Annotated in this window: 17 protein-coding genes and 3 rRNA genes; 11 read left to right on the top strand and 9 right to left on the bottom strand. The window is 47.3% G+C overall.

Going from position 1 to position 21,932, the window contains the following annotated elements:
* The first annotated feature begins 14 nt into the window (after positions 1-14).
* Both AC5YB3_RS10630 and rplQ read left to right on the top strand, forming a co-directional pair.
* Positions 15-1,004 carry a DNA-directed RNA polymerase subunit alpha gene (locus AC5YB3_RS10630; RefSeq protein WP_006083574.1) on the top strand — a complete coding sequence of 330 codons (990 nt, stop codon included), beginning with the start codon at positions 15-17 and terminating at the stop codon, positions 1,002-1,004.
* 40 nt (positions 1,005-1,044) lie between these two features.
* Positions 1,045-1,440: a 50S ribosomal protein L17 gene (rplQ, locus tag AC5YB3_RS10625; protein WP_006083573.1), complete on the top strand. Its 396-nt coding sequence runs from the start codon at positions 1,045-1,047 to the stop codon at positions 1,438-1,440.
* Between the two features lie 59 nt (positions 1,441-1,499).
* Here the strand turns inward: rplQ and AC5YB3_RS10620 are convergent, their stop codons facing one another.
* From AC5YB3_RS10620 to ccmA, 6 genes are all read right to left on the bottom strand, one after another.
* Positions 1,500-2,507 carry an ABC transporter substrate-binding protein gene (locus tag AC5YB3_RS10620; protein ID WP_126490945.1) on the bottom strand — a complete coding sequence of 336 codons (1,008 nt, stop codon included), beginning with the start codon at positions 2,505-2,507 and terminating at the stop codon, positions 1,500-1,502.
* Between the two features lie 133 nt (positions 2,508-2,640).
* Positions 2,641-3,129, bottom strand: coding sequence for a cytochrome c maturation protein CcmE (gene ccmE, locus AC5YB3_RS10615; protein ID WP_006079699.1), 489 nt, complete (start codon positions 3,127-3,129; stop codon positions 2,641-2,643).
* Positions 3,126-3,326 carry a heme exporter protein CcmD gene (gene ccmD, locus AC5YB3_RS10610; RefSeq protein WP_006079702.1) on the bottom strand — a complete coding sequence of 67 codons (201 nt, stop codon included), beginning with the start codon at positions 3,324-3,326 and terminating at the stop codon, positions 3,126-3,128. Before ccmD ends, ccmE begins: the two co-directional genes overlap by 4 nt.
* Positions 3,326-4,072 (bottom strand): heme ABC transporter permease, encoded by a 747-nt coding sequence (locus tag AC5YB3_RS10605; RefSeq protein ID WP_006079703.1) that lies wholly within the window; start codon positions 4,070-4,072, stop codon positions 3,326-3,328. Before AC5YB3_RS10605 ends, ccmD begins: the two co-directional genes overlap by 1 nt.
* Before the next feature lies 1 nt (position 4,073).
* A complete protein-coding gene (gene ccmB, locus AC5YB3_RS10600; protein ID WP_006079706.1) occupies positions 4,074-4,760 on the bottom strand; it encodes a heme exporter protein CcmB in 687 nt (228 codons plus the stop codon).
* A gap of 11 nt (positions 4,761-4,771) precedes the next feature.
* Positions 4,772-5,422 carry a cytochrome c biogenesis heme-transporting ATPase CcmA gene (gene ccmA, locus AC5YB3_RS10595; protein WP_006079707.1) on the bottom strand — a complete coding sequence of 217 codons (651 nt, stop codon included), beginning with the start codon at positions 5,420-5,422 and terminating at the stop codon, positions 4,772-4,774.
* 318 nt (positions 5,423-5,740) lie between these two features.
* On the opposite strand from ccmA, the gene AC5YB3_RS10590 reads away from it, so the two are divergent.
* A complete protein-coding gene (locus tag AC5YB3_RS10590) occupies positions 5,741-6,040 on the top strand; it encodes a c-type cytochrome (RefSeq protein WP_006079708.1) in 300 nt (99 codons plus the stop codon).
* Positions 6,041-6,104: 64 nt separating this feature from the next.
* Here the strand turns inward: AC5YB3_RS10590 and ccmI are convergent, their stop codons facing one another.
* Positions 6,105-7,358 (bottom strand): c-type cytochrome biogenesis protein CcmI, encoded by a 1,254-nt coding sequence (ccmI, locus tag AC5YB3_RS10585; protein WP_126493415.1) that lies wholly within the window; start codon positions 7,356-7,358, stop codon positions 6,105-6,107.
* A gap of 400 nt (positions 7,359-7,758) precedes the next feature.
* On the opposite strand from ccmI, the gene AC5YB3_RS10580 reads away from it, so the two are divergent.
* From AC5YB3_RS10580 to AC5YB3_RS10545, 8 genes are all read left to right on the top strand, one after another.
* Positions 7,759-9,738 (top strand): heme lyase CcmF/NrfE family subunit, encoded by a 1,980-nt coding sequence (locus AC5YB3_RS10580; protein WP_012588806.1) that lies wholly within the window; start codon positions 7,759-7,761, stop codon positions 9,736-9,738.
* 11 nt (positions 9,739-9,749) lie between these two features.
* Complete coding sequence (locus tag AC5YB3_RS10575) at positions 9,750-10,304, top strand: DsbE family thiol:disulfide interchange protein (RefSeq protein ID WP_006079711.1); 555 nt, start codon at positions 9,750-9,752, stop codon at positions 10,302-10,304.
* Positions 10,301-10,780 carry a heme lyase NrfEFG subunit NrfF gene (nrfF, locus tag AC5YB3_RS10570; RefSeq protein WP_063883936.1) on the top strand — a complete coding sequence of 160 codons (480 nt, stop codon included), beginning with the start codon at positions 10,301-10,303 and terminating at the stop codon, positions 10,778-10,780. The genes AC5YB3_RS10575 and nrfF overlap by 4 nt, the downstream gene beginning before the upstream one ends.
* On the top strand, positions 10,777-11,364 hold the full coding sequence (locus AC5YB3_RS10565) for a TlpA disulfide reductase family protein (RefSeq protein WP_494527102.1): 588 nt from the start codon (positions 10,777-10,779) through the stop codon (positions 11,362-11,364). Before nrfF ends, AC5YB3_RS10565 begins: the two co-directional genes overlap by 4 nt.
* Before the next feature lie 514 nt (positions 11,365-11,878).
* Positions 11,879-13,423: ribosomal RNA gene (locus tag AC5YB3_RS10560) — 16S ribosomal RNA — on the top strand.
* 368 nt (positions 13,424-13,791) lie between these two features.
* Positions 13,792-16,694: ribosomal RNA gene (locus tag AC5YB3_RS10555) — 23S ribosomal RNA — on the top strand.
* A 138-nt stretch (positions 16,695-16,832) separates the two neighbouring features.
* Positions 16,833-16,948 (top strand): 5S ribosomal RNA (gene rrf, locus AC5YB3_RS10550).
* The 16S, 23S and 5S rRNA genes sit together here, the layout of an rRNA operon.
* Positions 16,949-17,260: 312 nt before the next feature.
* Positions 17,261-18,535, top strand: a complete 1,275-nt coding sequence (locus AC5YB3_RS10545) for a CinA family nicotinamide mononucleotide deamidase-related protein (RefSeq protein WP_226060271.1) — start codon at positions 17,261-17,263, stop codon at positions 18,533-18,535.
* A 108-nt stretch (positions 18,536-18,643) separates the two neighbouring features.
* Here AC5YB3_RS10545 and AC5YB3_RS10540 read toward each other — a convergent pair whose 3' ends face one another.
* Both AC5YB3_RS10540 and ppc read right to left on the bottom strand, forming a co-directional pair.
* Complete coding sequence (locus AC5YB3_RS10540) at positions 18,644-19,189, bottom strand: YceB family lipoprotein (RefSeq protein WP_268649921.1); 546 nt, start codon at positions 19,187-19,189, stop codon at positions 18,644-18,646.
* On the bottom strand, positions 19,189-21,858 hold the full coding sequence (gene ppc / locus AC5YB3_RS10535; RefSeq protein ID WP_006084518.1) for a phosphoenolpyruvate carboxylase: 2,670 nt from the start codon (positions 21,856-21,858) through the stop codon (positions 19,189-19,191). The genes AC5YB3_RS10540 and ppc overlap by 1 nt, the downstream gene beginning before the upstream one ends.
* Positions 21,859-21,932 lie beyond the last annotated feature (74 nt).

Raw genomic sequence — 21,932 nt, 5'->3', positions numbered from 1 at the left:
CAAGAGAGGACACAATGCAGGGTTCTGTTACAGAATTTCTTAAACCGCGTCTCGTTGATATCGAGCAGGTTAACTCAACACGTGCCAAGGTTACATTGGAACCACTTGAGCGTGGTTTCGGCCACACTTTAGGTAACGCGTTGCGTCGCATCCTATTGTCGTCTATGCCCGGCTGCGCGGTTACCGAAGTCGAGATTGACGGTGTACTGCACGAATACAGCAGTAAGGAAGGCGTTCAAGAAGATATCCTTGAGATCTTGTTAAACCTGAAAGGGTTAGCAGTGACTATCGAGGGTAAAGACGAGGCTATGCTTACGTTGAGCAAGTCCGGCGCAGGCCCTGTCATCGCAGCAGATATCACGCATGATGGTGATGTCACTATCGTGAATCCTGATCATATTATCTGTCACCTGACAGGTAACAATGATATCAGCATGCGTATTCGCGTTGAGCGTGGTCGTGGCTATGTACCAGCATCTGCTCGTGCACAGACTGAAGACGATGATCGCCCAATCGGCCGCTTGCTGGTTGATGCTTCTTTCTCGCCAGTTGCACGTATTGCCTACAATGTAGAAGCAGCACGTGTAGAACAGCGTACTGACTTAGATAAACTCGTTATCGATATGACCACAAACGGTACTATCGATCCTGAGGAAGCTATCCGTCGTTCTGCAACTATTCTGGCTGAACAGCTAGATGCGTTTGTTGAATTACGTGACGTGACTGAGCCAGAGCTGAAAGAAGAGAAACCGGAATTCGATCCGATTCTGCTGCGTCCTGTCGACGATTTAGAGCTAACTGTACGTTCGGCTAACTGCTTGAAAGCCGAAGCGATTCATTACATCGGAGATCTGGTACAGCGCACTGAAGTTGAGTTGCTGAAGACCCCTAACTTAGGTAAGAAATCTCTTACTGAAATAAAGGACGTTTTAGCTTCTCGCGGACTGTCGTTAGGTATGCGTTTGGAAAATTGGCCTCCAGCCAGTTTAGCAGACGACCTATAAGTCTCAGGTTTGTACAGATTTAGGTTATAAGGATTAGGTCATGCGCCATCGTAAGAGTGGTCGTCAACTAAACCGTAACAGCAGTCATCGCCAAGCCATGTTTCGCAACATGGCCGGTTCACTAGTTCGTCATGAGATCATCAAGACAACTGTGGCTAAAGCGAAAGAACTGCGTCGCGTAGTTGAGCCTCTGATAACACTTGCTAAGAGTGACAGCGTTGCAAACCGTCGTTTAGCGTTTGCACGTACTCGCGACGCTGAAGTCGTAGGTAAGTTATTTACTGAGTTGGGTCCACGTTACCAGGAACGTCCTGGTGGCTATACCCGTATCCTTAAGTGCGGTTTACGTGCTGGTGATAAAGCCCCTATGGCTTACATCGAGCTAGTTGGCCGTCCAGAAGCTGCTCAAGCTGTTGATGTTGAAGCTGCTGAGTAATTAAGGTTACACTTTTAAAAAGCCGGGCGAATGCCCGGCTTTTTTATGTCTTTTTTTCGTTACTTCATCCAAAGAGTATTTTTCTCGATTTCTTTCGGTAGGCTAATATTCCATTTGGCCAACCCTTGCTGACTAAACATGTATTTCCCAAGATCATCTGTTACTGGAAAGATGTTTTCGGGTTTCTCGCCAGCCAGTATTTTTAACGCCATATTCGCTGCTATTTCGCCATGATGATAGCCATCGAGTACGTAGCCTCCAATATTGCCCTCTGCGGAGACGCTAAATCCCCAAAATCCGAAATTCGGTACCGGTGTATGTTCTGATATCCATTTTAGGAGCTGATCCGCATCCACAGAACGATTTTCTGCATCCCTCACTGCTTGGTAGAGCGCCACGACAATGGCGTTATAGCCTTGCTCCTTCGCCGTCAGTACCTGTTGCTGCCAATCTGCGATCTGTGACAATTGCACCAAATTCACTTCGATATCGCCCAAAATACTGGAGTGTTGTTTGCTGATGTATTCTGCAGCTGAGTCTGAGGTAACACCTTGGTCAAATAGGACTAGTATTTTACGGTGCACAGTCTGTGGGAGTATGCGTTGAATGAGGAGGAGTGAGCGTCGTAGCAGCGGCCTTTCTATGACACCGGTAAAGCGCTTGTGCTCATTGAGATGATACTCTCTAGGGTTCATATTCACCCCAAGATAGACCACTGGGATTAAGCTGTCATTGAGGCGCTGATGCAACAGGTTAACCGCATTATCATCGGCGAGAATAACCAGTTGAGGTGCTTGGCTTTGGATGTACTTCCACGCTAAATCAGCTCTTTCGGCAAATTGCTCCTTTGGTAAACGCTTGGTATCCATTTCGAAATAACTCACATCGTGGTGAGGGCTGAGCGTGTCATAAATCGCTCGGTAGTATTCTTGGTCCCATTGATATCCATGGTGATAGCTTTCGATCACGATCACTTTAGCTGCATTGGCGTTCTGCGAGAGACTTACAAGGCATAAGAGTAGGGCAACACAGTGCAAGTTTATGTTTAATGGTGTTATTTGAATCATACGCAGTCTTAGGTTTTGAAGCTGCTTTGAGTATAGTTCACCTTTAATTATCTAGATTAAGATAATAAAAAAGCCTCGCTAGTTATTAGGCTAGGAGGCTTAGTGTGTATGCTGTTGCAACTTCATCAACTGCTTACTTTGTGTCTGGTGCCTTTTGTTGGCTGTAATCCAACTTCTCGTGCTTTTGTCCCATGGCTTCGGCAACTTCTGGTGGCATGTAGTTTTCATCATGCTTAGCCAGTACTTCAGTCGCTTCTAGCTTACCATCAGCACTTAGCACGCCTTGCGCGACAATACCTTGTCCTTCACGGAATAGATCGGGCAGTAGATCGTCATAGGTGACCAGTACTTCGCCGCCTAGAGAGTCATGCACAGCGAACTGCACATGTAAGCTCTTAGGGTCTCGTACCATAGAACCGACTGTTACCATGCCGCCGACACGAATGCGTTGGCCAATTTCTGGTTTAACGCCAGTATCTGTTTTGCCGTGGACAATTTCAGACGGTGTATAGAATAAGTTTAAGTTGGAGTTCAGCGCATAAAGCAAAAGCGAAGTAATCGCGGCAACACCACCGATTAATGCCACTGCTAACGTCAGTCTTTTTTTGCGTCTTGGGTTCACGATTTAGTACTCCTAGTTTCTTTTAGGCGTTCTTCTCTATCCATCTTCTTCGCGATTTCAATTAACACCTTACGCTTTTGGCGTGCGCTGGTAATGATAAGCGTTGAGAGGCAGCAGAAGGTCACTCCGTAGGATAGCCACACGTAAAATGCATAGCCGCCCATATTAAAAAAATCACTGATTGAATCGAATTGCATTATTTGACCTCCTCAGCCTTAGCTAGTTCACGCACCCAGGGGCGCATGCCATTTCTTGCTAAAATTTCTGCTCTGAATCGCACAATAGTGATGGCACCTATCATGAGACCGAAGCCAAGCATATTGATTAACAGTGGATAGAGCATTTCCGTCGACATAGTCGATTTCTCGGTAATGCGGATAGTTGATGGCTGATGTAATGAGCTCCACCATTCAACTGAGTATTTGATGATAGGGATGTTAATTACGCCCACGATCGCTAGGATCCCTGCAGCACGAGCTGCGAGCACTTTATCCTCAAATGAGGCATAGAGTGAGATAACACCTAAATATAGGAACAGTAATACTAGCTCAGAGGTTAAGCGTGCATCCCATACCCACCAAGCGCCCCACATAGGTTTACCCCATGCAGCACCGGTAAAGAGGGCAATAAAGGTGATTACTGCACCGATAGGCGCAATCGAAGCCGCAGCCCAGTCGGCAAGTTTGATCTGCCACACTAAACCGATAAAGGCCGCTGTCGCCATACCCATGTAAGCTGCCATCGACATAGAGGCCGCGGGGACATGGATAAAGATAATGCGATAGCTATCACCCTGTTGGTAATCTGTCGGCGCAAAGGCTAATCCCCATGTTGTGCCTACAGCAATAAACAGACCTGCTAAGATCGCAAACCATGGAAATAATGTTCCTGATAACTTATATGCGCGTTCAGGATCCGCGTAAGGGTGTAACCATTTCCACATTTTAGTTAGTACTCACTCGCAGAGATGCACCAATTGCAAAAGGTGCTAAGGTTAACGATCCGACCAGCATAGCGCCTATTATAGCGAGCTGACCGTCATAGGGTAAATTCATTCCTGCCGCGTCTATGGCACTCGTTGCAAAAATGAGAACCGGAATATACAAGGGCAAAATAAGTAAGCTGAGTAACACGCCACCTTTTCTAAGGCCGACGGTTAATGCCACACCAATGGCACCTAATAGCGACAATACTGGCGTGCCTAGCGCAAGAGTCGATATTAGCGCACCATAACTATTGCCATCTAAATTGAGTAGCACCGCTAACAGTGGCGCGATAATAATCAGCGGCACACCGGTTAAAATCCAATGGGCTAACACTTTGGCTAATACCAGAATGGCTAATGGCTGCGGACTCAATAACATTTGTTCTAAGCTGCCATCACTAAAGTCCGCTTTGAACAGTCTTTCAAGTGACAACATAGAGGCTAATAACGCTGCAACCCAAATTATCCCGGGAGCCACACGGGCTAACATTTGTGGCTCTGGGCCAATTCCCAGAGGGAATAAGGTCACAACCATAATAAAAAATAGCAGTGGGTTAAAAATGTCGCCGCGGTGACGAATGGCAATTTTAAGATCTCGCTGCAGCAAGGTGAAAAATGCCTGGGTAAAACTGATGCCTCTTTTCATTTAGCCTGACCTTATATGAAGCGATAATCTAGACGAATTTTACGAAGCCTATCATCTTTGATAATGCCCATATCTTGGTGAGTTGTGAGGATCACACACCCGCCATTATCCGCATGCTGAATAAATAATTGCTCCAGCTCTTCGACGCCTTTTTTATCGATCGCGGTAAAAGGTTCGTCAAGGATCCAAATTTTACAATTGCTATGCCACAATCTAGATAGCGCGGTTCTGCGATGCTGGCCTGCGGATAAATGTCCGGCAAGTGCCTCTTCAAAACCTGTTAAGTTCACTTTGGCTAAAATGGCTGAGGTATCAAAGTCATCATAACCACTGATTCTTAAATTGAAATTAAGGTTTTCTTCAGCGGTAAGCTCGCATTTCACTCCCGCTAAATGGCCGAGATACAAGAGATCTTCATTGTATTCATCACGGCAGCGGTTTATGTCTTCATTTCTGTAAAAGGTTTGTCCGGCATAGGGGCGAGAAAGACCTGCCAATATACGTAATAAACTGGTTTTGCCCGCGCCGTTAGGGCCTTCAATTTGAACAATATCACCGGCATTAATATCAAAACTTAACTCATCAAAAAGGATGCGTTCTTCGCGGATACAGGTCAGCTTGCTGGCTGACACTAATGTGGTTTCTTTAGTTATATTTGTCACTGAACCCTCTATCTCAAGCCGGAAGGAAACACAAGTTATTCTAACACAAACGTTATTGGGGGTTTACCCTTGGTTTGCACTAGATGTCAGCAATATGATGTGGTTCCAATAACCGCAATATTTATCGAACTTTTTTACGACTTGCTAATATATTAACGAATTTGTCACCCTTGTCGCCTGATTCATTTTGTGTTGAGATTCTAATCACAAAAAGATGAGATTTCTTGAAGTTTGTAGTAATCTTAGTCGGCTATAATGAGTCTGCCTAAGTAAGGGCAGCGCCGAGCTTTGTACGTATTTGCATTAGGAACATTGAACATGAAAAAACTGTTAGCAATGACTGCAGTCGCTGCTTTGACTATGTCAGTCAACGTATCAGCTCAAGAAGCTGAAGCTATTTTCAACAAGGCATGTACCGTATGCCACAGCATGGGTGTTGCTGGCGCTCCAAAAGTGCATAACGCTGCAGAATGGGAACCACGCTTAGCTAAGGGTATTGATGCTCTACTGCACAGTGTGAAAACTGGTTTGAATGCAATGCCACCAGGCGGTATGTGTACAGATTGTACTGACGAAGATTACAAAGCAGCTATCGAGTTTATGTCTAAAGCTCAGTAATTTTTTCAGTGTTAATAAAAAACCGGCCAAAGCCGGTTTTTTTATGTCTGCAATAAACTGCGGTCTATTGCACTTGGGTATCAAGTACTAGGTTGGCGGTATCGCCGACAGCTACTGTGCTGATCTTACCTTGAAGATCACCCGCTTGTGGTTTGATAGTTCCGTGCTTAGAAAGTACTGCAATCACTTCCACATTGGTAGCGTCACTTAACTTCTTATCGCCACCCATACCGCTGCTATCGTCTAATGTCACAGTAACTGGGAACGACTTCGCACTGACTTTGGTTGCCGCTAATGGGACTTTTGGTCCTTCAGTTGCACGGGCAAAGATAAATATAGTGTCTTCAGGGCTGGCTTTAGCGGCAAGTTCTGCAGAGATAGATATAGTCACATTGACTGACTTAGTTGCACTCGTCTTCACTTGCTTGTGGGCATCGTCATTTGGCATGCCAGCCGTTTCAGATTGCATACGTAAGTTAGCGGTTTCGATAGCATTCATTAGGGCTGCGCGATCAACATCAGCACGATCGCTATCAAGAATAGTTTGCCAAGAGGCGATGGCTTTCTTGTAATCAGCGGTAAAGAAGGCATCCATACCTACAAGTAATAGCGTTGAAGGATCTTGAGCATCCATCGCTAAAGACTCATCGATGATCGCTTGGATTTGCGGTGTCATTTGCTGGCCCGCTTTGTAATACATGGCTGTTGCTTTAGGACCTAATAATTCAGCGTGTTTTCCGACTAAATCCATTACTTTATCGAAAGCCGCGATCCCTTTGTCGTATTGGTTTGCCGATACATAAGCGTGGCCTAAGCTGAACCATACTTGACTATTCTCTGGCTCGGCTTTCACTTGGGCTTCCATCATCTGTACGCGCTGCGCCATGATTTGAGCCGTATCCATTCCCTCATGTGGGTTGGCAGGTTGTTGGGCAGTTTCAATATTCTCGAAGGCACCTAAATGCTGATAGAGATAGCCTGAGATAACAATCAAACAAACTGACATGATCGACGGCCACAGAATCGTCTTTGGCTTGATTTGGTTGACCAGTGAATCATCGCTCGCTTCTTTGATGTCTTGGAGTAGACTGATTTCAAGCTCTTTTTTCAATGCATCGAATTCGGCTTGATCCAGTAACTCTTCGCTTAATTCTTTTTCAAGAACGCCCAGGCGCTCATTGAACAATTCAAGGTTCGTTTGTTTACGAACTCCAGCTTCTTCAGTTTTCAGCAACTTCTGCTGTCTGAAATGCGGGATCCAAATCAGCATCAGGCCGACTAACATAACAAGCGCAATAAAAATCCAAAATGTCGTCATTGTTTCTATATTCACTTTAGTTTGCAGAAAGCGGAGTAACCGCTAGGCTTGGAAGCAAGATTATACGTAAAGATTGTTCATTGAACAGTAATATAAGGTAATCCCAGTACCGAAAGCTTATAGTTGGGCACTGGTTCACAAATTGATTCTTCTTGTAAAAATTGTATGAAACTTAAGTGTCATTTGTCGGTCACATGCAGAACTGAGCCTCTTCCGTGACTTTCATCAGCCTCTAAAATTGAGAATGAGACAAGTAACCCAGTTTTGTACGAAAGAGGCAGACAGGAACAATAGCAAATACTAAAATGAGCAACATTTCGTGCATTTGCGTGAATAACATGTTGTGCGTTGAGATAGAGTCTTTCTAAATCAACATATTATTGAAGACTGAGGAAAACCCATGATCCCAGAACTTGGACACTTTGCGCTGATAATAGGGGTGGCTTTTGCCTTCTTATTAATCAGCGTCCCCCTAATAGGTGTTGCCCGTAAAGATCAATACCTTGTTAGGTATGCTTGGCCGTTAACGTACGGAATGTTCTTTTTTATCACTGTATCAGTTGTCGTGCTGGCCTATAGCTTTGCCGTCGATGATTTCTCAGTCGCTTATGTGGCACATCACTCTAATTCTCAGTTACCTATCTTCTTTAAGATTTCGGCCGTATGGGGCGGTCATGAAGGGTCACTGTTGTTCTGGGTGTTTGCTTTATCGACTTGGGCTGCAGCGGTTGCCTTATTTAGTAAAGGTTTAGAGGAAGTGTTTACTGCGCGTGTACTGGCAGTATTAGCACTGATCGTGATTGGCTTTAGCTTATTCATGCTTCTCACCTCTAGCCCATTCGAACGTCTGTTCCCGATCCCTGCTGAAGGTCGTGATTTGAACCCAATGCTGCAGGATGTGGGATTAATCTTCCATCCACCTATGCTGTATTTAGGTTATGTGGGTTTCTCGGTGAGCTTTGCATTTGCGATTGCCGCGCTGATGAGCGGTCGTCTCGATTCTGCATGGGCTCGTTGGACGCGTCCTTGGACCTTAGCCGCTTGGATCTTCCTTACAGGAGGTATCGCGCTAGGTTCTTGGTGGGCATATTATGAATTAGGCTGGGGCGGTTGGTGGTTCTGGGATCCTGTTGAGAACGCTTCTTTCATGCCTTGGTTAGTGGGTACTGCGCTTGTTCACTCTTTGATTGTGACCGAGAAACGCGGCGCCTTCCGTAACTGGACCGTATTACTGTCTATCTTCGCTTTCTCTTTAAGTTTGCTTGGTACCTTTATTGTTCGCTCTGGCGTATTAACCTCAGTGCATTCATTCGCAGCCGATCCAAGCCGTGGTATGTTTATTCTGTTGTTACTTGGCTTAGCGATTGGCGGTTCATTAACACTGTTTGCCTTCCGCGCCAGTGAAATGAGCAGTCCAGCCCGTTTCGAGCTGAAGTCTAAAGAAACCATGCTACTGGTCTGTAACGTGTTACTGACCGTTGCCGCAGGTACTGTGCTATTGGGTACACTCTATCCATTGCTCATCGATGCACTCGGCATGGGTAAAATTTCTGTAGGACCTCCATACTTCAACGCTGTGTTTGTGCCTATCGTATTAGTCTTATTTGGCTTTATGGGTATTGGTCCAATTATCCGTTGGAAAAAATCGAAAGCAGGCGAGCTTAAGCGTCAGCTATTGATCCCTGCAATGGTTGCTGCGGCTATCGGTATTGTGACGCCATTTATCGTTGATGGTGTATTCAACATTTGGGTTGCCTTTGGTATCGCGGCGGCTTCTTGGATTATCCTAGCGACAGCAAGAGCGGCCTATAACATGGTCAAGTCGAAAGAAGGTGATATCAGCATCAGCCGTATGGGCCGTAGTCAGCTGGGCATGATCTTCGCGCATCTTGGTATTGCTGTATCTGTGATTGGCGCCACTATGGTGTCGAATTACTCGATTGAGAAAAGTGTACGCATGGGACCGGGTATCAGCCAAGAGCTTGCGGGTTATACCTTTAAGTATCTCGAGACTAAAAACGTAGTGGGTCCTAACTACACTGCAATGCAGGGACAGATAGAAGTCTACAAAGGCGATGAGCTGCTGACATTACTCAAGCCCGATCGTCGTCAATATAATGTGCGTACTATGGACATGACAGAAGCGGGTATCGACTGGGGTCTATTCCGTGACTTGTATGTGACCATGGGCGATCCAATTACCAGCACTGAATTTGCGGTTCGTTTGAACTACAAACCGTTCGTGCGTTGGTTATGGTTTGGGGCAATTTTCATGATGATTGGTGGATTCTTCGCGGCATCGGATAAACGTTACCGTGCGAAAGTCACTGAAGCTGTCGCGCCTTCGGCCGAAAAGGCAAAATTGGCAACGGCTCAATAATTGGGGAATGTATGAAGAAGTTGGTTCTGTTTATCCCATTGGTCATATTTCTCGCCATGGGGGTGTTTCTATATAAAGGCTTATTCCTGAATCCGCAGCAATTGGATTCGGCACTGGAAGGAAAGCCTATTCCGGCTTTCCAACTGGAACGCTTAGAGACACCAGCTGAGATCATTACGAATGAGCAACTAAAAGGTAAGGTGTCATTACTTAATGTGTGGGCGACTTGGTGTCCATCTTGTAAATATGAGCATCCTTTCTTAGTGATGCTAAAGCGTAAAAATCTTCTGCCAATTTACGGGATCAACTATCGCGATGAGCGTGCTCCCGCATTAGAAGAGTTGAAGCGCCAGGGCGACCCCTATAACGTCAATATCTATGATAAAGACGGCCGTTTAGGATTAGACCTTGGCGTCTATGGTGCACCTGAAAGTTTTGTGGTTGATCACAACGGTATTATCCGCTTCCGTTATGCGGGTCCAATCGACCAACGCGTATGGAGTGAAACCCTTTACCCTATGATCCAACAATTACAAGCTGAAGCGGCGAAGGATGGCGCATCATGAGAACTCTGACAAAAATCATTGGTGGTCTAGTGCTGTTATTCAGTATGACGACCGCCGTTATGGCAACACCGGTTGATACTTACGAATTCAAAACGCCTGAAAATCAAAAGCGCGGTTTGTCTTTGGCTCATGAACTACGTTGCCCACAGTGTCAAAACCAAAACTTGATCGACTCAAACTCACCGGTTGCGCGCGATCTGCGTCTTGAAGTCTTCAAGATGGTAGACGAAGGCAAAGGAGATGATGAGATCATCGAGTTTATGACCAGCCGTTACGGTGAGTTCGTACTCTATAACCCTAAGATGGAAACCAAAACCTACATTCTTTGGTTAGGTCCTATCGGTTTGTTACTTATGGGTCTAGTGATTGGTTTTGTCTTCATTCGTAAACAACGTATCAGCGGTAATGTGCCGAACGAAATTAGTGAAGAAGATCAGCGAGAGTTAGATACCTTGCTAAAGCGTAATACTAAATGAAGCATAAAGTCATAACGGCATTATTGTTGTCTTCCCTCTTTTCGTTACTTGCTGGTGGGGTCGCGCATGCGTACCCCGGCATGCAGCAGGCGACTAAACCGATGGAATCAACCGTTGATTTGATCAATGTCTTGCCAAAGACTTTCCCGATAGGGCCTGTCGCCTTTAATGACGTCGATGGTAAAGCCATCGACTTCAGTCAATTTAAAGGTAAGATCATCATGGTGAACATGTGGGCGACCTGGTGTCCACCCTGTGTAAGGGAGCTACCAGCAATCGAAAGACTCGCGACCAAGTTCAAAGCTGAAGACTTTGTACTATTACCTATCTCTATTGATGCAGAAGGTAAGCAACAGGTTCAACCGTTCTTAAACTCGTTAGGTATGCCAAATTTCAACTCTTACTACGATCAGTCACAAAGTCTTGGGGATGTTTTCCCGCTCGATACGATTCCAGCGACATTTATTCTTGATCAACAGGGCCAATTGATAGCTTTTGTTCGATCTTATGTCGATTGGGACGATGCCAAAGCTGTCTCACTAATCCAAGGTTTTATCGATAAAGGCAGTAAAAAGCCCAATTAATCGACACTCTACACGTAAAAGAATCACCATCGTTTAAAAGATCGCCATGCGATCTTTTTTCATTAAAAAGCCCTTGCACAAAATCTCCTGCTCCCTATAATGCGCATCCACTGACACGGCAGACAGCGTTAAGCAGCCTGGTGTGACAGTTCATCAATGAGTTTACTAATTGATGAGTGTTGAGAAAGTTTGCAAAAACTCCTTGACGCGAAACGGGAAATGCGTAGAATACGCAGCCCTAGCCATCTGGAAGCGTTCGACGCTCAGTGTGGTACTCACGTTCTCTTATGAATATTGAGTTGCTCTTTAACAAGATAAAACAAGAAATCTGTGTGGACACTCACAGGTGTTGAGTTAATCGAAACTGCTTAACCTTAGGGTTGGCAGTCAAAAATTTAAATCAATGTAACAATGAGTGTTCATAGCAATATGTACAGTTTGTTTCTTTTAGCGAGAAACAAGAAATCAGAATTCATTGAGCCGCTGAAGTCGCAAGACGGAAGCAACAAAACTTTAATTGAAGAGTTTGATCATGGCTCAGATTGAACGCTGGCGGCAGGCCTAACACATGCAAGTCGAGCGGCAGCGGGAAGATAGTTTACTATCTTTGCCGGCGAGCGGCGGACGGGTGAGTAATGCCTAGGGATCTGCCCAGTCGAGGGGGATAACAGTTGGAAACGACTGCTAATACCGCATACGCCCTACGGGGGAAAGGAGGGGACCTTCGGGCCTTCCGCGATTGGATGAACCTAGGTGGGATTAGCTAGTTGGTGAGGTAATGGCTCACCAAGGCGACGATCCCTAGCTGTTCTGAGAGGATGATCAGCCACACTGGGACTGAGACACGGCCCAGACTCCTACGGGAGGCAGCAGTGGGGAATATTGCACAATGGGGGAAACCCTGATGCAGCCATGCCGCGTGTGTGAAGAAGGCCTTCGGGTTGTAAAGCACTTTCAGTAGGGAGGAAAGGTAGCAGCTTAATACGCTGTTGCTGTGACGTTACCTACAGAAGAAGGACCGGCTAACTCCGTGCCAGCAGCCGCGGTAATACGGAGGGTCCGAGCGTTAATCGGAATTACTGGGCGTAAAGCGTGCGCAGGCGGTTTGTTAAGCGAGATGTGAAAGCCCCGGGCTCAACCTGGGAATTGCATTTCGAACTGGCGAACTAGAGTCTTGTAGAGGGGGGTAGAATTCCAGGTGTAGCGGTGAAATGCGTAGAGATCTGGAGGAATACCGGTGGCGAAGGCGGCCCCCTGGACAAAGACTGACGCTCAGGCACGAAAGCGTGGGGAGCAAACAGGATTAGATACCCTGGTAGTCCACGCCGTAAACGATGTCTACTCGGAGTTTGGTGTCTTGAACACTGGGCTCTCAAGCTAACGCATTAAGTAGACCGCCTGGGGAGTACGGCCGCAAGGTTAAAACTCAAATGAATTGACGGGGGCCCGCACAAGCGGTGGAGCATGTGGTTTAATTCGATGCAACGCGAAGAACCTTACCTACTCTTGACATCCACGGAATTCGCTAGAGATAGCTTAGTGCCTTCGGGAACCGTGAGACAGGTGCTGCATGGCTGTCGTCAGCTCGTGTTGTGAAATGTTGGGTTAAGTCCCGCAACGAGCGCAACCCCTATCCTTATTTGCCAGCACGTAATGGTGGGAACTCTAGGGAGACTGCCGGTGATAAACCGGAGGAAGGTGGGGACGACGTCAAGTCATCATGGCCCTTACGAGTAGGGCTACACACGTGCTACAATGGCGAGTACAGAGGGTTGCAAAGCCGCGAGGTGGAGCTAATCTCACAAAGCTCGTCGTAGTCCGGATTGGAGTCTGCAACTCGACTCCATGAAGTCGGAATCGCTAGTAATCGTGGATCAGAATGCCACGGTGAATACGTTCCCGGGCCTTGTACACACCGCCCGTCACACCATGGGAGTGGGCTGCAAAAGAAGTGGGTAGCTTAACCTTCGGGGGGGCGCTCACCACTTTGTGGTTCATGACTGGGGTGAAGTCGTAACAAGGTAGCCCTAGGGGAACCTGGGGCTGGATCACCTCCTTACCTATACGACTAACTTAATTTTTGCTGAGTGTTCACACAGATTGCTTGTTTATCTTCTCTTAGGAGAAGTCAGAGCTGAATGCGCCGCTAGCCGGTACGCATTGTTCTTTAACAATTTGGAAAGCTGATAGTATGTAACGTGATGATGTCTGTCGTCATGTTACTTACAAACCGATGTAAACGTGGAAACGTTTGCATCATGAGTTCTCAAACACTTTATTAAGTGTCTTGAATATTCAAAAAGTAAATTATTCTTTATTGAATAGTTTGCGTCTAAGGCGCGTCCACTTCTTTGGTCAGAAGTGAGACAAGTAAAACCAAGCTGGTCGCAATGCGGCGCAGATGAGTGAAACTCATTTGGGTTGTATGGTTAAGCGACTAAGCGTATACGGTGGATGCCTTGGCAGTCAGAGGCGATGAAGGACGTAGTAACTTGCGAAAAGCGTTGGCGAGCTAGTAACAAGCATTTGAGCTAACGATGTCCGAATGGGGGAACCCAGCAGCATAAGCTGTTATCGCAACATGAATACATAGTGTTGCGAGGCGAACCCGGGGAACTGAAACATCTAAGTACCCGGAGGAAAAGAAATCAACCGAGATTCCCCTAGTAGCGGCGAGCGAACGGGGATTAGCCCTTAAGTCAGTGGGGTGTTAGTGGAATGTGTTGGAAAGCACAGCGGCACAGGGTGATAGCCCCGTACATGAAAACTAACCATTGATGAAAACGAGTAAGGCGGGACACGTGACATCCTGTTTGAATATGGGGGGACCATCCTCCAAGGCTAAATACTCCTGACTGACCGATAGTGAACCAGTACCGTGAGGGAAAGGCGAAAAGAACCCCTGTGAGGGGAGTGAAATAGAACCTGAAACCGTATACGTACAAGCAGTGGGAGCGGTTCTTGAGACCGTGACTGCGTACCTTTTGTATAATGGGTCAGCGACTTACATTTTGTAGCGAGGTTAAGCGAATAGCGGAGCCGTAGGGAAACCGAGTGTTAACTGCGCGTTTAGTTGCAAGGTGTAGACCCGAAACCCGGTGATCTAGCCATGGGCAGGTTGAAGGTTGAGTAACATCAACTGGAGGACCGAACCGACTAATGTTGAAAAATTAGCGGATGACTTGTGGCTGGGGGTGAAAGGCCAATCAAACCGGGAGATATCTGGTTCTCCTCGAAAGCTATTTAGGTAGCGCCTCGAGCGAATACCATTGGGGGTAGAGCACTGTTAAGGCTAGGGGGTCATCCCGACTTACCAACCCTTTGCAAACTCCGAATACCAATGAGTACTACTCGGGAGACAGACGGCGGGTGCTAACGTCCGTCGTCAAAAGGGAAACAACCCAGACCGTCAGCTAAGGTCCCAAAGTACTAGCTAAGTGGGAAACGATGTGGGAAGGCTTAGACAGCTAGGATGTTGGCTTAGAAGCAGCCATCATTTAAAGAAAGCGTAATAGCTCACTAGTCGAGTCGGCCTGCGCGGAAGATGTAACGGGGCTAAGCTAGTCACCGAAGCTACGGGTGCACAGTTTACTGTGCGCGGTAGAGGAGCGTTCTGTAAGCCGTTGAAGGTGAAGGGGTAACCCACGCTGGAGGTATCAGAAGTGCGAATGCTGACATGAGTAACGATAAAGGGGGTGAAAAACCCCCTCGCCGAAAGACCAAGGGTTCCTGTCCAACGTTAATCGGGGCAGGGTGAGTCGACCCCTAAGGTGAGGCCGAAAGGCGTAATCGATGGGAAACAGATTAATATTTCTGTACTTCCGCTAACTGCGATGGAGAGACGGAGAAGGCTAGGCTAGCGCGGCGTTGGTAGTCCGCGTTTAAGGTGGTAGGTTGATTTCTTAGGCAAATCCGGGGAATCGCACTTTAGTGTGCAGACTGAGAGCTGATGACGAGGTCCTAAGGGACTGAAGTAGTTGATGCCATGCTTCCAGGAAAATCTTCTAAGCTTCAGGTTAGCGGGAATCGTACCCCAAACCGACACAGGTGGTCGGGTAGAGAATACCAAGGCGCTTGAGAGAACTCGGCTGAAGGAACTAGGCAAAATGGTACCGTAACTTCGGGAGAAGGTACGCTCCTGTTGGTGATGAGACTTGCTCTCTAAGCTGACGGGAGTCGCAGATACCAGGTGGCTGCAACTGTTTATCAAAAACACAGCACTGTGCAAACTCGCAAGAGGAAGTATACGGTGTGACGCCTGCCCGGTGCCGGAAGGTTAATTGATTGGGTTATCGCAAGAGAAGCTCATGATCGAAGCCCCGGTAAACGGCGGCCGTAACTATAACGGTCCTAAGGTAGCGAAATTCCTTGTCGGGTAAGTTCCGACCTGCACGAATGGCGTAATGATGGCCACGCTGTCTCCAGCCGAGACTCAGTGAAGTTGAAATTGCGGTGAAGATGCCGTATACCCGCGGCTAGACGGAAAGACCCCGTGAACCTTTACTATAGCTTGGCACTGAACATTGAACCTACATGTGTAGGATAGGTGGGAGACTTTGAAGTTGTGACGCTAGTCATGATGGAGTCGTCCTTGAAATACCACCCTTGTAGTTTTGATGTTCTAACCTAGGTCCCTTATCGGGATTAGGGACAGTGCCTGGTGGGTAGTTTGACTGGGGCGGTCTCCTCCCAAAGAGTAACGGAGGAGCACGAAGGTTGGCTAAGTACGGTCGGACATCGTACGGTTAGTGCAATGGCATAAGCCAGCTTAACTGCGAGACATACACGTCGAGCAGGTACGAAAGTAGGTCATAGTGATCCGGTGGTTCTGAATGGAAGGGCCATCGCTCAACGGATAAAAGGTACTCCGGGGATAACAGGCTGATACCGCCCAAGAGTTCATATCGACGGCGGTGTTTGGCACCTCGATGTCGGCTCATCACATCCTGGGGCTGAAGTCGGTCCCAAGGGTATGGCTGTTCGCCATTTAAAGTGGTACGCGAGCTGGGTTCAGAACGTCGTGAGACAGTTCGGTCCCTATCTGCCGTGGGCGTTGGATGATTGAAGGGAGCTGCTCCTAGTACGAGAGGACCGGAGTGGACGAACCGCTGGTGTTCGGGTTGTCATGCCAATGGCATTGCCCGGTAGCTACGTTCGGAATCGATAACCGCTGAAAGCATCTAAGCGGGAAGCGAGCCCTAAGATGAGTCATCCCTAGGAATTTAATTCCTCTAAAGAGCCGTTCGAGACTAGGACGTTGATAGGCATGGTGTGTAAGCGTTGTGAGGCGTTGAGCTAACATGTACTAATGACTCGAGAGGCTTAACCATACAACCCAGATGGGTTTTACTGAAAGCCTTAGACAGAATATCGACACTTGATAAAGTGTGAACTCAAACAAAGCAAATCAGCTTTCCGAATTATTATTAACGTGGTCCAGAGATGGACACGGTAATAAACAGAATTTGCTTGGTGACAATAGCCTTGTGGAACCACCTGATCCCATCCCGAACTCAGAAGTGAAACGCAAACGCGCCGATGGTAGTGTGGGGTCTCCCCATGTGAGAGTAGGTCATCGCCAAGCGCCTAATTATCTCATTGAGATGTAACGAAGCCAGCTGAATAAGCTGGCTTTTTTGCGTCTGCAATTTGTGAAATTCAGCCTAGTTTGTCCTCAATTTATTAATTTATCTTCAATTTTCTCTCTACAATTACCTTCTATCACGCTCCACGATATTAATAATTCGTGCCGCTTGGCTTTTATTTCAGCAGTTATTCTGACAATGCTTCGATTTCGCTACAGCGATCTGAGTTCTAGATCGCGCCTAGCTATTGCTATTAGTTAAGCGGTTACTTACCTTATGATTTAATTTGTTGGGGTAGATAAGGATCTGAGATGAAGTTAGAGATGATTTGTACTGGGGAAGAGGTGTTGGCGGGACAGATTGTTGATACCAACGCCGCTTGGTTTGCCAGTACTATGATGGAGCATGGTGTCGAGATCCAGCGTCGAGTGACTGTCGGCGATCGCCTCGAGGATTTGATTGCAGTTTTCCAAGAACGTAGCTTACATGCCGATGTTATTTTGGTTAATGGTGGTCTCGGGCCGACGAGTGACGACATGTCAGCTTTAGCGATGGCGAAGGCTAAGGGCGAACCATTGGTTGAGAATACGGAGTGGCGTGAGCGTTTAGAAGACTGGTTTACCCGTAATAACCGTGAAATGCCTTTAAGTAATCTCAAGCAAGCTATGCTGCCAGCCTCAGCTGTGATGGTTGATAACCCTGTGGGAACCGCCTGTGGCTTTAGAGTTAAGCTTAACCGCGCGTGGTTATTCTTTACACCGGGCGTGCCTTTTGAGCTTAAGCACATGGTTACAGAGCAGTTTGTGCCTTTTATTCGCGATGAGTTTAATCTTGATTCCAAGGTCGCATTAAAGAAATTATTAACGATAGGCCAAGGTGAGTCGGCGTTGGCGGATAAGTTAGAGCCATTAGAGCTGCCAGAAGGCATTACTATTGGTTACCGTTCTTCTATGCCGCATATTGAGATTAAGATTTTTGCCCGTGGCGAGAAGGCGATAGCGGTATTACCTCGAGTCGCTGGGCACATCAAAATGGTGCTGGGCACTGCGGTAGTCGCGGAAGACAAAGCCACTCTTGCCGAAGAAATTCATTATAAGTTACTCAACTCCGGCTTGACCTTAAGTGTTGCAGAATCCTGCACTGGCGGCATGATCACCAGTCAGTTAGTTGATTTCCCTGGTAGTTCATCTTACTTACAGCACGGATTAGTGACTTACAGTAATGAATCTAAAGTTCGCGTGTTAGGTGTTAATCCTTCAACATTAGATGATCATGGCGCTGTCTCCATTGCGACTGTGGAAGAAATGGCAAAGGGGGCAAGGCAAATATTGGACAGTGACTATGCGCTGGCAACCAGTGGTATTGCGGGACCCGATGGTGGCACAGACGAGAAGCCTGTGGGCACTGTGGCGATTGCCTTAGCAACTCGCGGCGGTGTTTATAGCCAGATGATTAAACTGCCACGACGTTCGCGGGATCTGGTGCGTAGTTTAAGTGCTGCGGTGGCTTACGATATGTTAAGACGTGAGCTTTTAGCTGAAGCCGTGATTGTCGATTACCAGTCGATTGGGCGATTCAGTAAGTAACTTTTCATACAAGCTTAAAGATTTATTGGTTTACGCCTGTTTAAACGTATTAACAAAAATGCTCCCGAGGGAGCATTTTTTATGGCGGATGATCCACAAAATAATCGGTTATTTCGTGAATTTAAGCACTAATTTGCCAGGGGCGACTTGAATACTTTCAGTCATCTTCGCCATCAGTGCTTGGTTACTGTCCTTAGTATCAAGCACATACACAGGCTGGTTTTCTAAGAATTGTCTTAGATAACCCATCACCTGCGGTGTGGCACTGCTAATCGCCTTTTCAATATCTTTTGGTGTTAACTCCACTTTGACTAATTCGAGCTGGCGCAGATAGACACTATGCGTTGCGCTGTCATACCAAGGCTTGGCCTCAAAAGTCGTCGTGAGTTTGGCACTCAATGGAAAGATTGGATTCTTAATTGATACTTGAGTTGCGGCACTTACGCTCATAGTGTCAGGTTTTACACCTAGCTTGACACTGATGTCGTTAATGCGCACTTCTGCGCCAACTAATTGATTGCCTTGTTTAATCTCAAAATGGATCTCTTTACTGAGGTACTGCTCCATTTCGTGCTCGCTGATACTGTACTGCGAGACGCAGCCGCCAAGCAGTACAGTCAGTCCCAAGCAAATCGTGCGGGAAAGTTTTTTCATTAACCAGTGTTTCTCATTCCCGCTGCCACACCTGCAATAGTCAGCATTAGCGCTAGCTGCACATGTTCAGACGCGGGAGTTTCGGTTGTTTCCTTACGTGTCCGCGCTAATAGCTCAGTTTGTAAGAAGTTTAATGGATCGATATACGGATTTCGCAGTTTTACTGACTCGCGATTCCACGGCGTATGCGCCATTAAGCTATCTGATTTTGTCAGTTCAAGCACGACTTTAATGCCCAGATCTAAGCGTTGGCGCAAGGTTTCGCCTAAGTGATGTAAGTCTTTCGGTACTAAACAGGTTTCGTAGTAGCGGGCTAAATTAGGTTCCGCCTTGGCGTAGACCATTTCTAGCATTGAAATGCGAGTGCTGAAGAAAGGCCATTCCCGTTCCATCTCTTGTAATAAGCCCATTTCACCGCGTTCACAGGCGGCTTGTAGCGCTTCACCGGCGCCAAGCCATGCAGGTAACATCAAACGGTTTTGCGACCAAGCAAAAATCCACGGAATTGCCCGTAGGCTTTCAATCCCACCATCGACACGACGTTTAGCTGGGCGGCTGCCGAGTGGCAGTTTTCCTAATTCCACTTCTGGCGTTGCCGCGCGGAAATAAGCCACAAAATCAGGTTCATCACGCACTATGCCACGGTAAGCACCCACGGATTCTTCAGCGATACGTTGCATGCAATCGCGCCATTCTTGTTTAGGTTCTGGCGGTGGTAGTAGGGTCGCTTCCAATACGGCAGAGGTATACAAGGCTAAGCTTTGAACCGCGAGTTTTGGCAAGCCAAACTTGAAGCGGATCATTTCGCCCTGCTCAGTGACACGAATACGGCCATCTACCGACCCCGGAGGTTGGGATAGAATCGCTTTGTGTGCAGGACCGCCCCCGCGACCAATGCTGCCGCCACGACCATGGAATAGTGTGAGCTTGACGCCCGCTTGTTTACAGACCGCCACTAACTGCTCTTGAGCGTGATACTGAGCCCAAGCCGCCGCCATTACGCCGGCATCTTTAGCAGAGTCAGAGTAGCCAATCATCACTTCTTGCATACCCTTGGTGTAACCACGATACCAGTCGATATCGAGTAAATCGGTAATACAGGCTGCGGCGTTGTTTAAGTCGCTTAGGGTTTCAAATAGCGGCACCACGCGCATTGGGTGCGAACAGCCCGTTTCTTTGAGTAACAGTAAAACCGTTAAGACATCCGATGGCTTACCCGCCATCGAAATCACATAGGATCCGAGCGCTTTAGCCGGATGTTTAGCAATTAAACGGCAGGTATTAAGCACTTCGGCCACATCGGCTGACGGCTGCCAGTTGCTTGGGATCAGTGGACGACGGTTGCTGAGTTCGCGTAATAGGAAAGCTTGCTTCTCGGTTTCATCCCAATGGTTGAAATCACCCATGCCGAGATAGCGAGTTAATTCGGCGAGCACATCGCTGTGACGGCTGGCGTCTTGGCGAATGTCGAGTCTGAGCATGTGAATGCCAAAACAGGCGAGACGACGGAGAATATCAAGTAATAGACCGTTGGCTATTAAGCGCATACCGCAGTCGGTCAAACTCTTATAAAGCATTTCTAACGGCGCTTTGAGATCGCTTTCTTGCCAAATCAGGCTCGACTTATCGACTTCAGGATTGTGGCCTTCGATGCGCGCATTTAAATAATCTATGGTGTCACGCAGTCTTTGCCGAATAGATCGCAACACGTGGCGGTATGGCTCGCAGCTGTTGTTGGTGTAAGCCTTTAACTCATCATTGGCTTCTTCCATCGACAGCTCGCCAACCAGTAGGACTATGTCTTTTAGAAATAATCTGGCGGCGGCATGGCGGTTGCGATCGAGCACCTCTTGGGTGACCTTCGCGGTAACAAAGGGGTTGCCGTCGCGATCGCCGCCCATCCAGCTTGAAAAACGCACTGGCGCGATATCAATCGGTAATTGTTGACCCGTGCGTTGTTGCACTTGGTCGTTAAGCTGTCTTAAGAAGTCTGGCACCGCATGCCAAAGTGACTCTTCAATGGTCGATAATCCCCAGCGGGCTTCATCAACAGGTGTTGGGCGCTCACGGCGGATCTCATTGGTGTGCCAGATTTGCGCGATCAATTGGCGCAGGCGCAGACTGATTTGCTGACGCTCTCTATCTGATAATTGGTCGTTTTCTTGCTCAGTTAAGCAGTCGACAATGGCGGCGTACTTTTGGATCAGGGTGCGACGGGAAATTTCAGTGGGATGCGCTGTCAGCACTAGATCGATATCCAGTGTCTTAAGGCAGTCGAGCATTTTCGTTTGGTCTACACGGCCATTTAACATGCGGCCTAGGAGTTGTTCCACGGGATCAGGCACGCAGACGAGTTCGTCACAGTTGCGGCTAATGGTATGAAATTGTTCAGATAAATTAGCTAAGTTGAGGAACTGGTTAAATGCCTTTGCAAACGGAACTAATTCTTCGTCTGGCAGGGCGGTGAGTAACTCGAGCATTTGCTCTCTAGCGGCTTGATCGCCCCGGCGTGAATCTTTAGCAAGTTTACGGATCTGTTCAACCTTCTCGAGAAAAGAGTCCCCGAGGTGGGTGCGCATAGTGTCACCGAGGATTTGTCCTAACATACTCACGTTCGATCTTAATGACGCATACATATCGGTCATATTGTCTGCCTTGGTTACAACCATAGTTACTCCGAATAGAAAAACATGAAAATTCCGCATTGCATTTAGCCCGTTAGCACAATACCTATCACTTGGGG

The sequence above is a fragment of the Shewanella sp. 1311 genome (genome assembly GCF_059338235.1).
The sequence above is the reverse complement of the archived record's forward strand: the minus strand, read 5'-3'. Positions and strand labels throughout refer to the sequence as shown.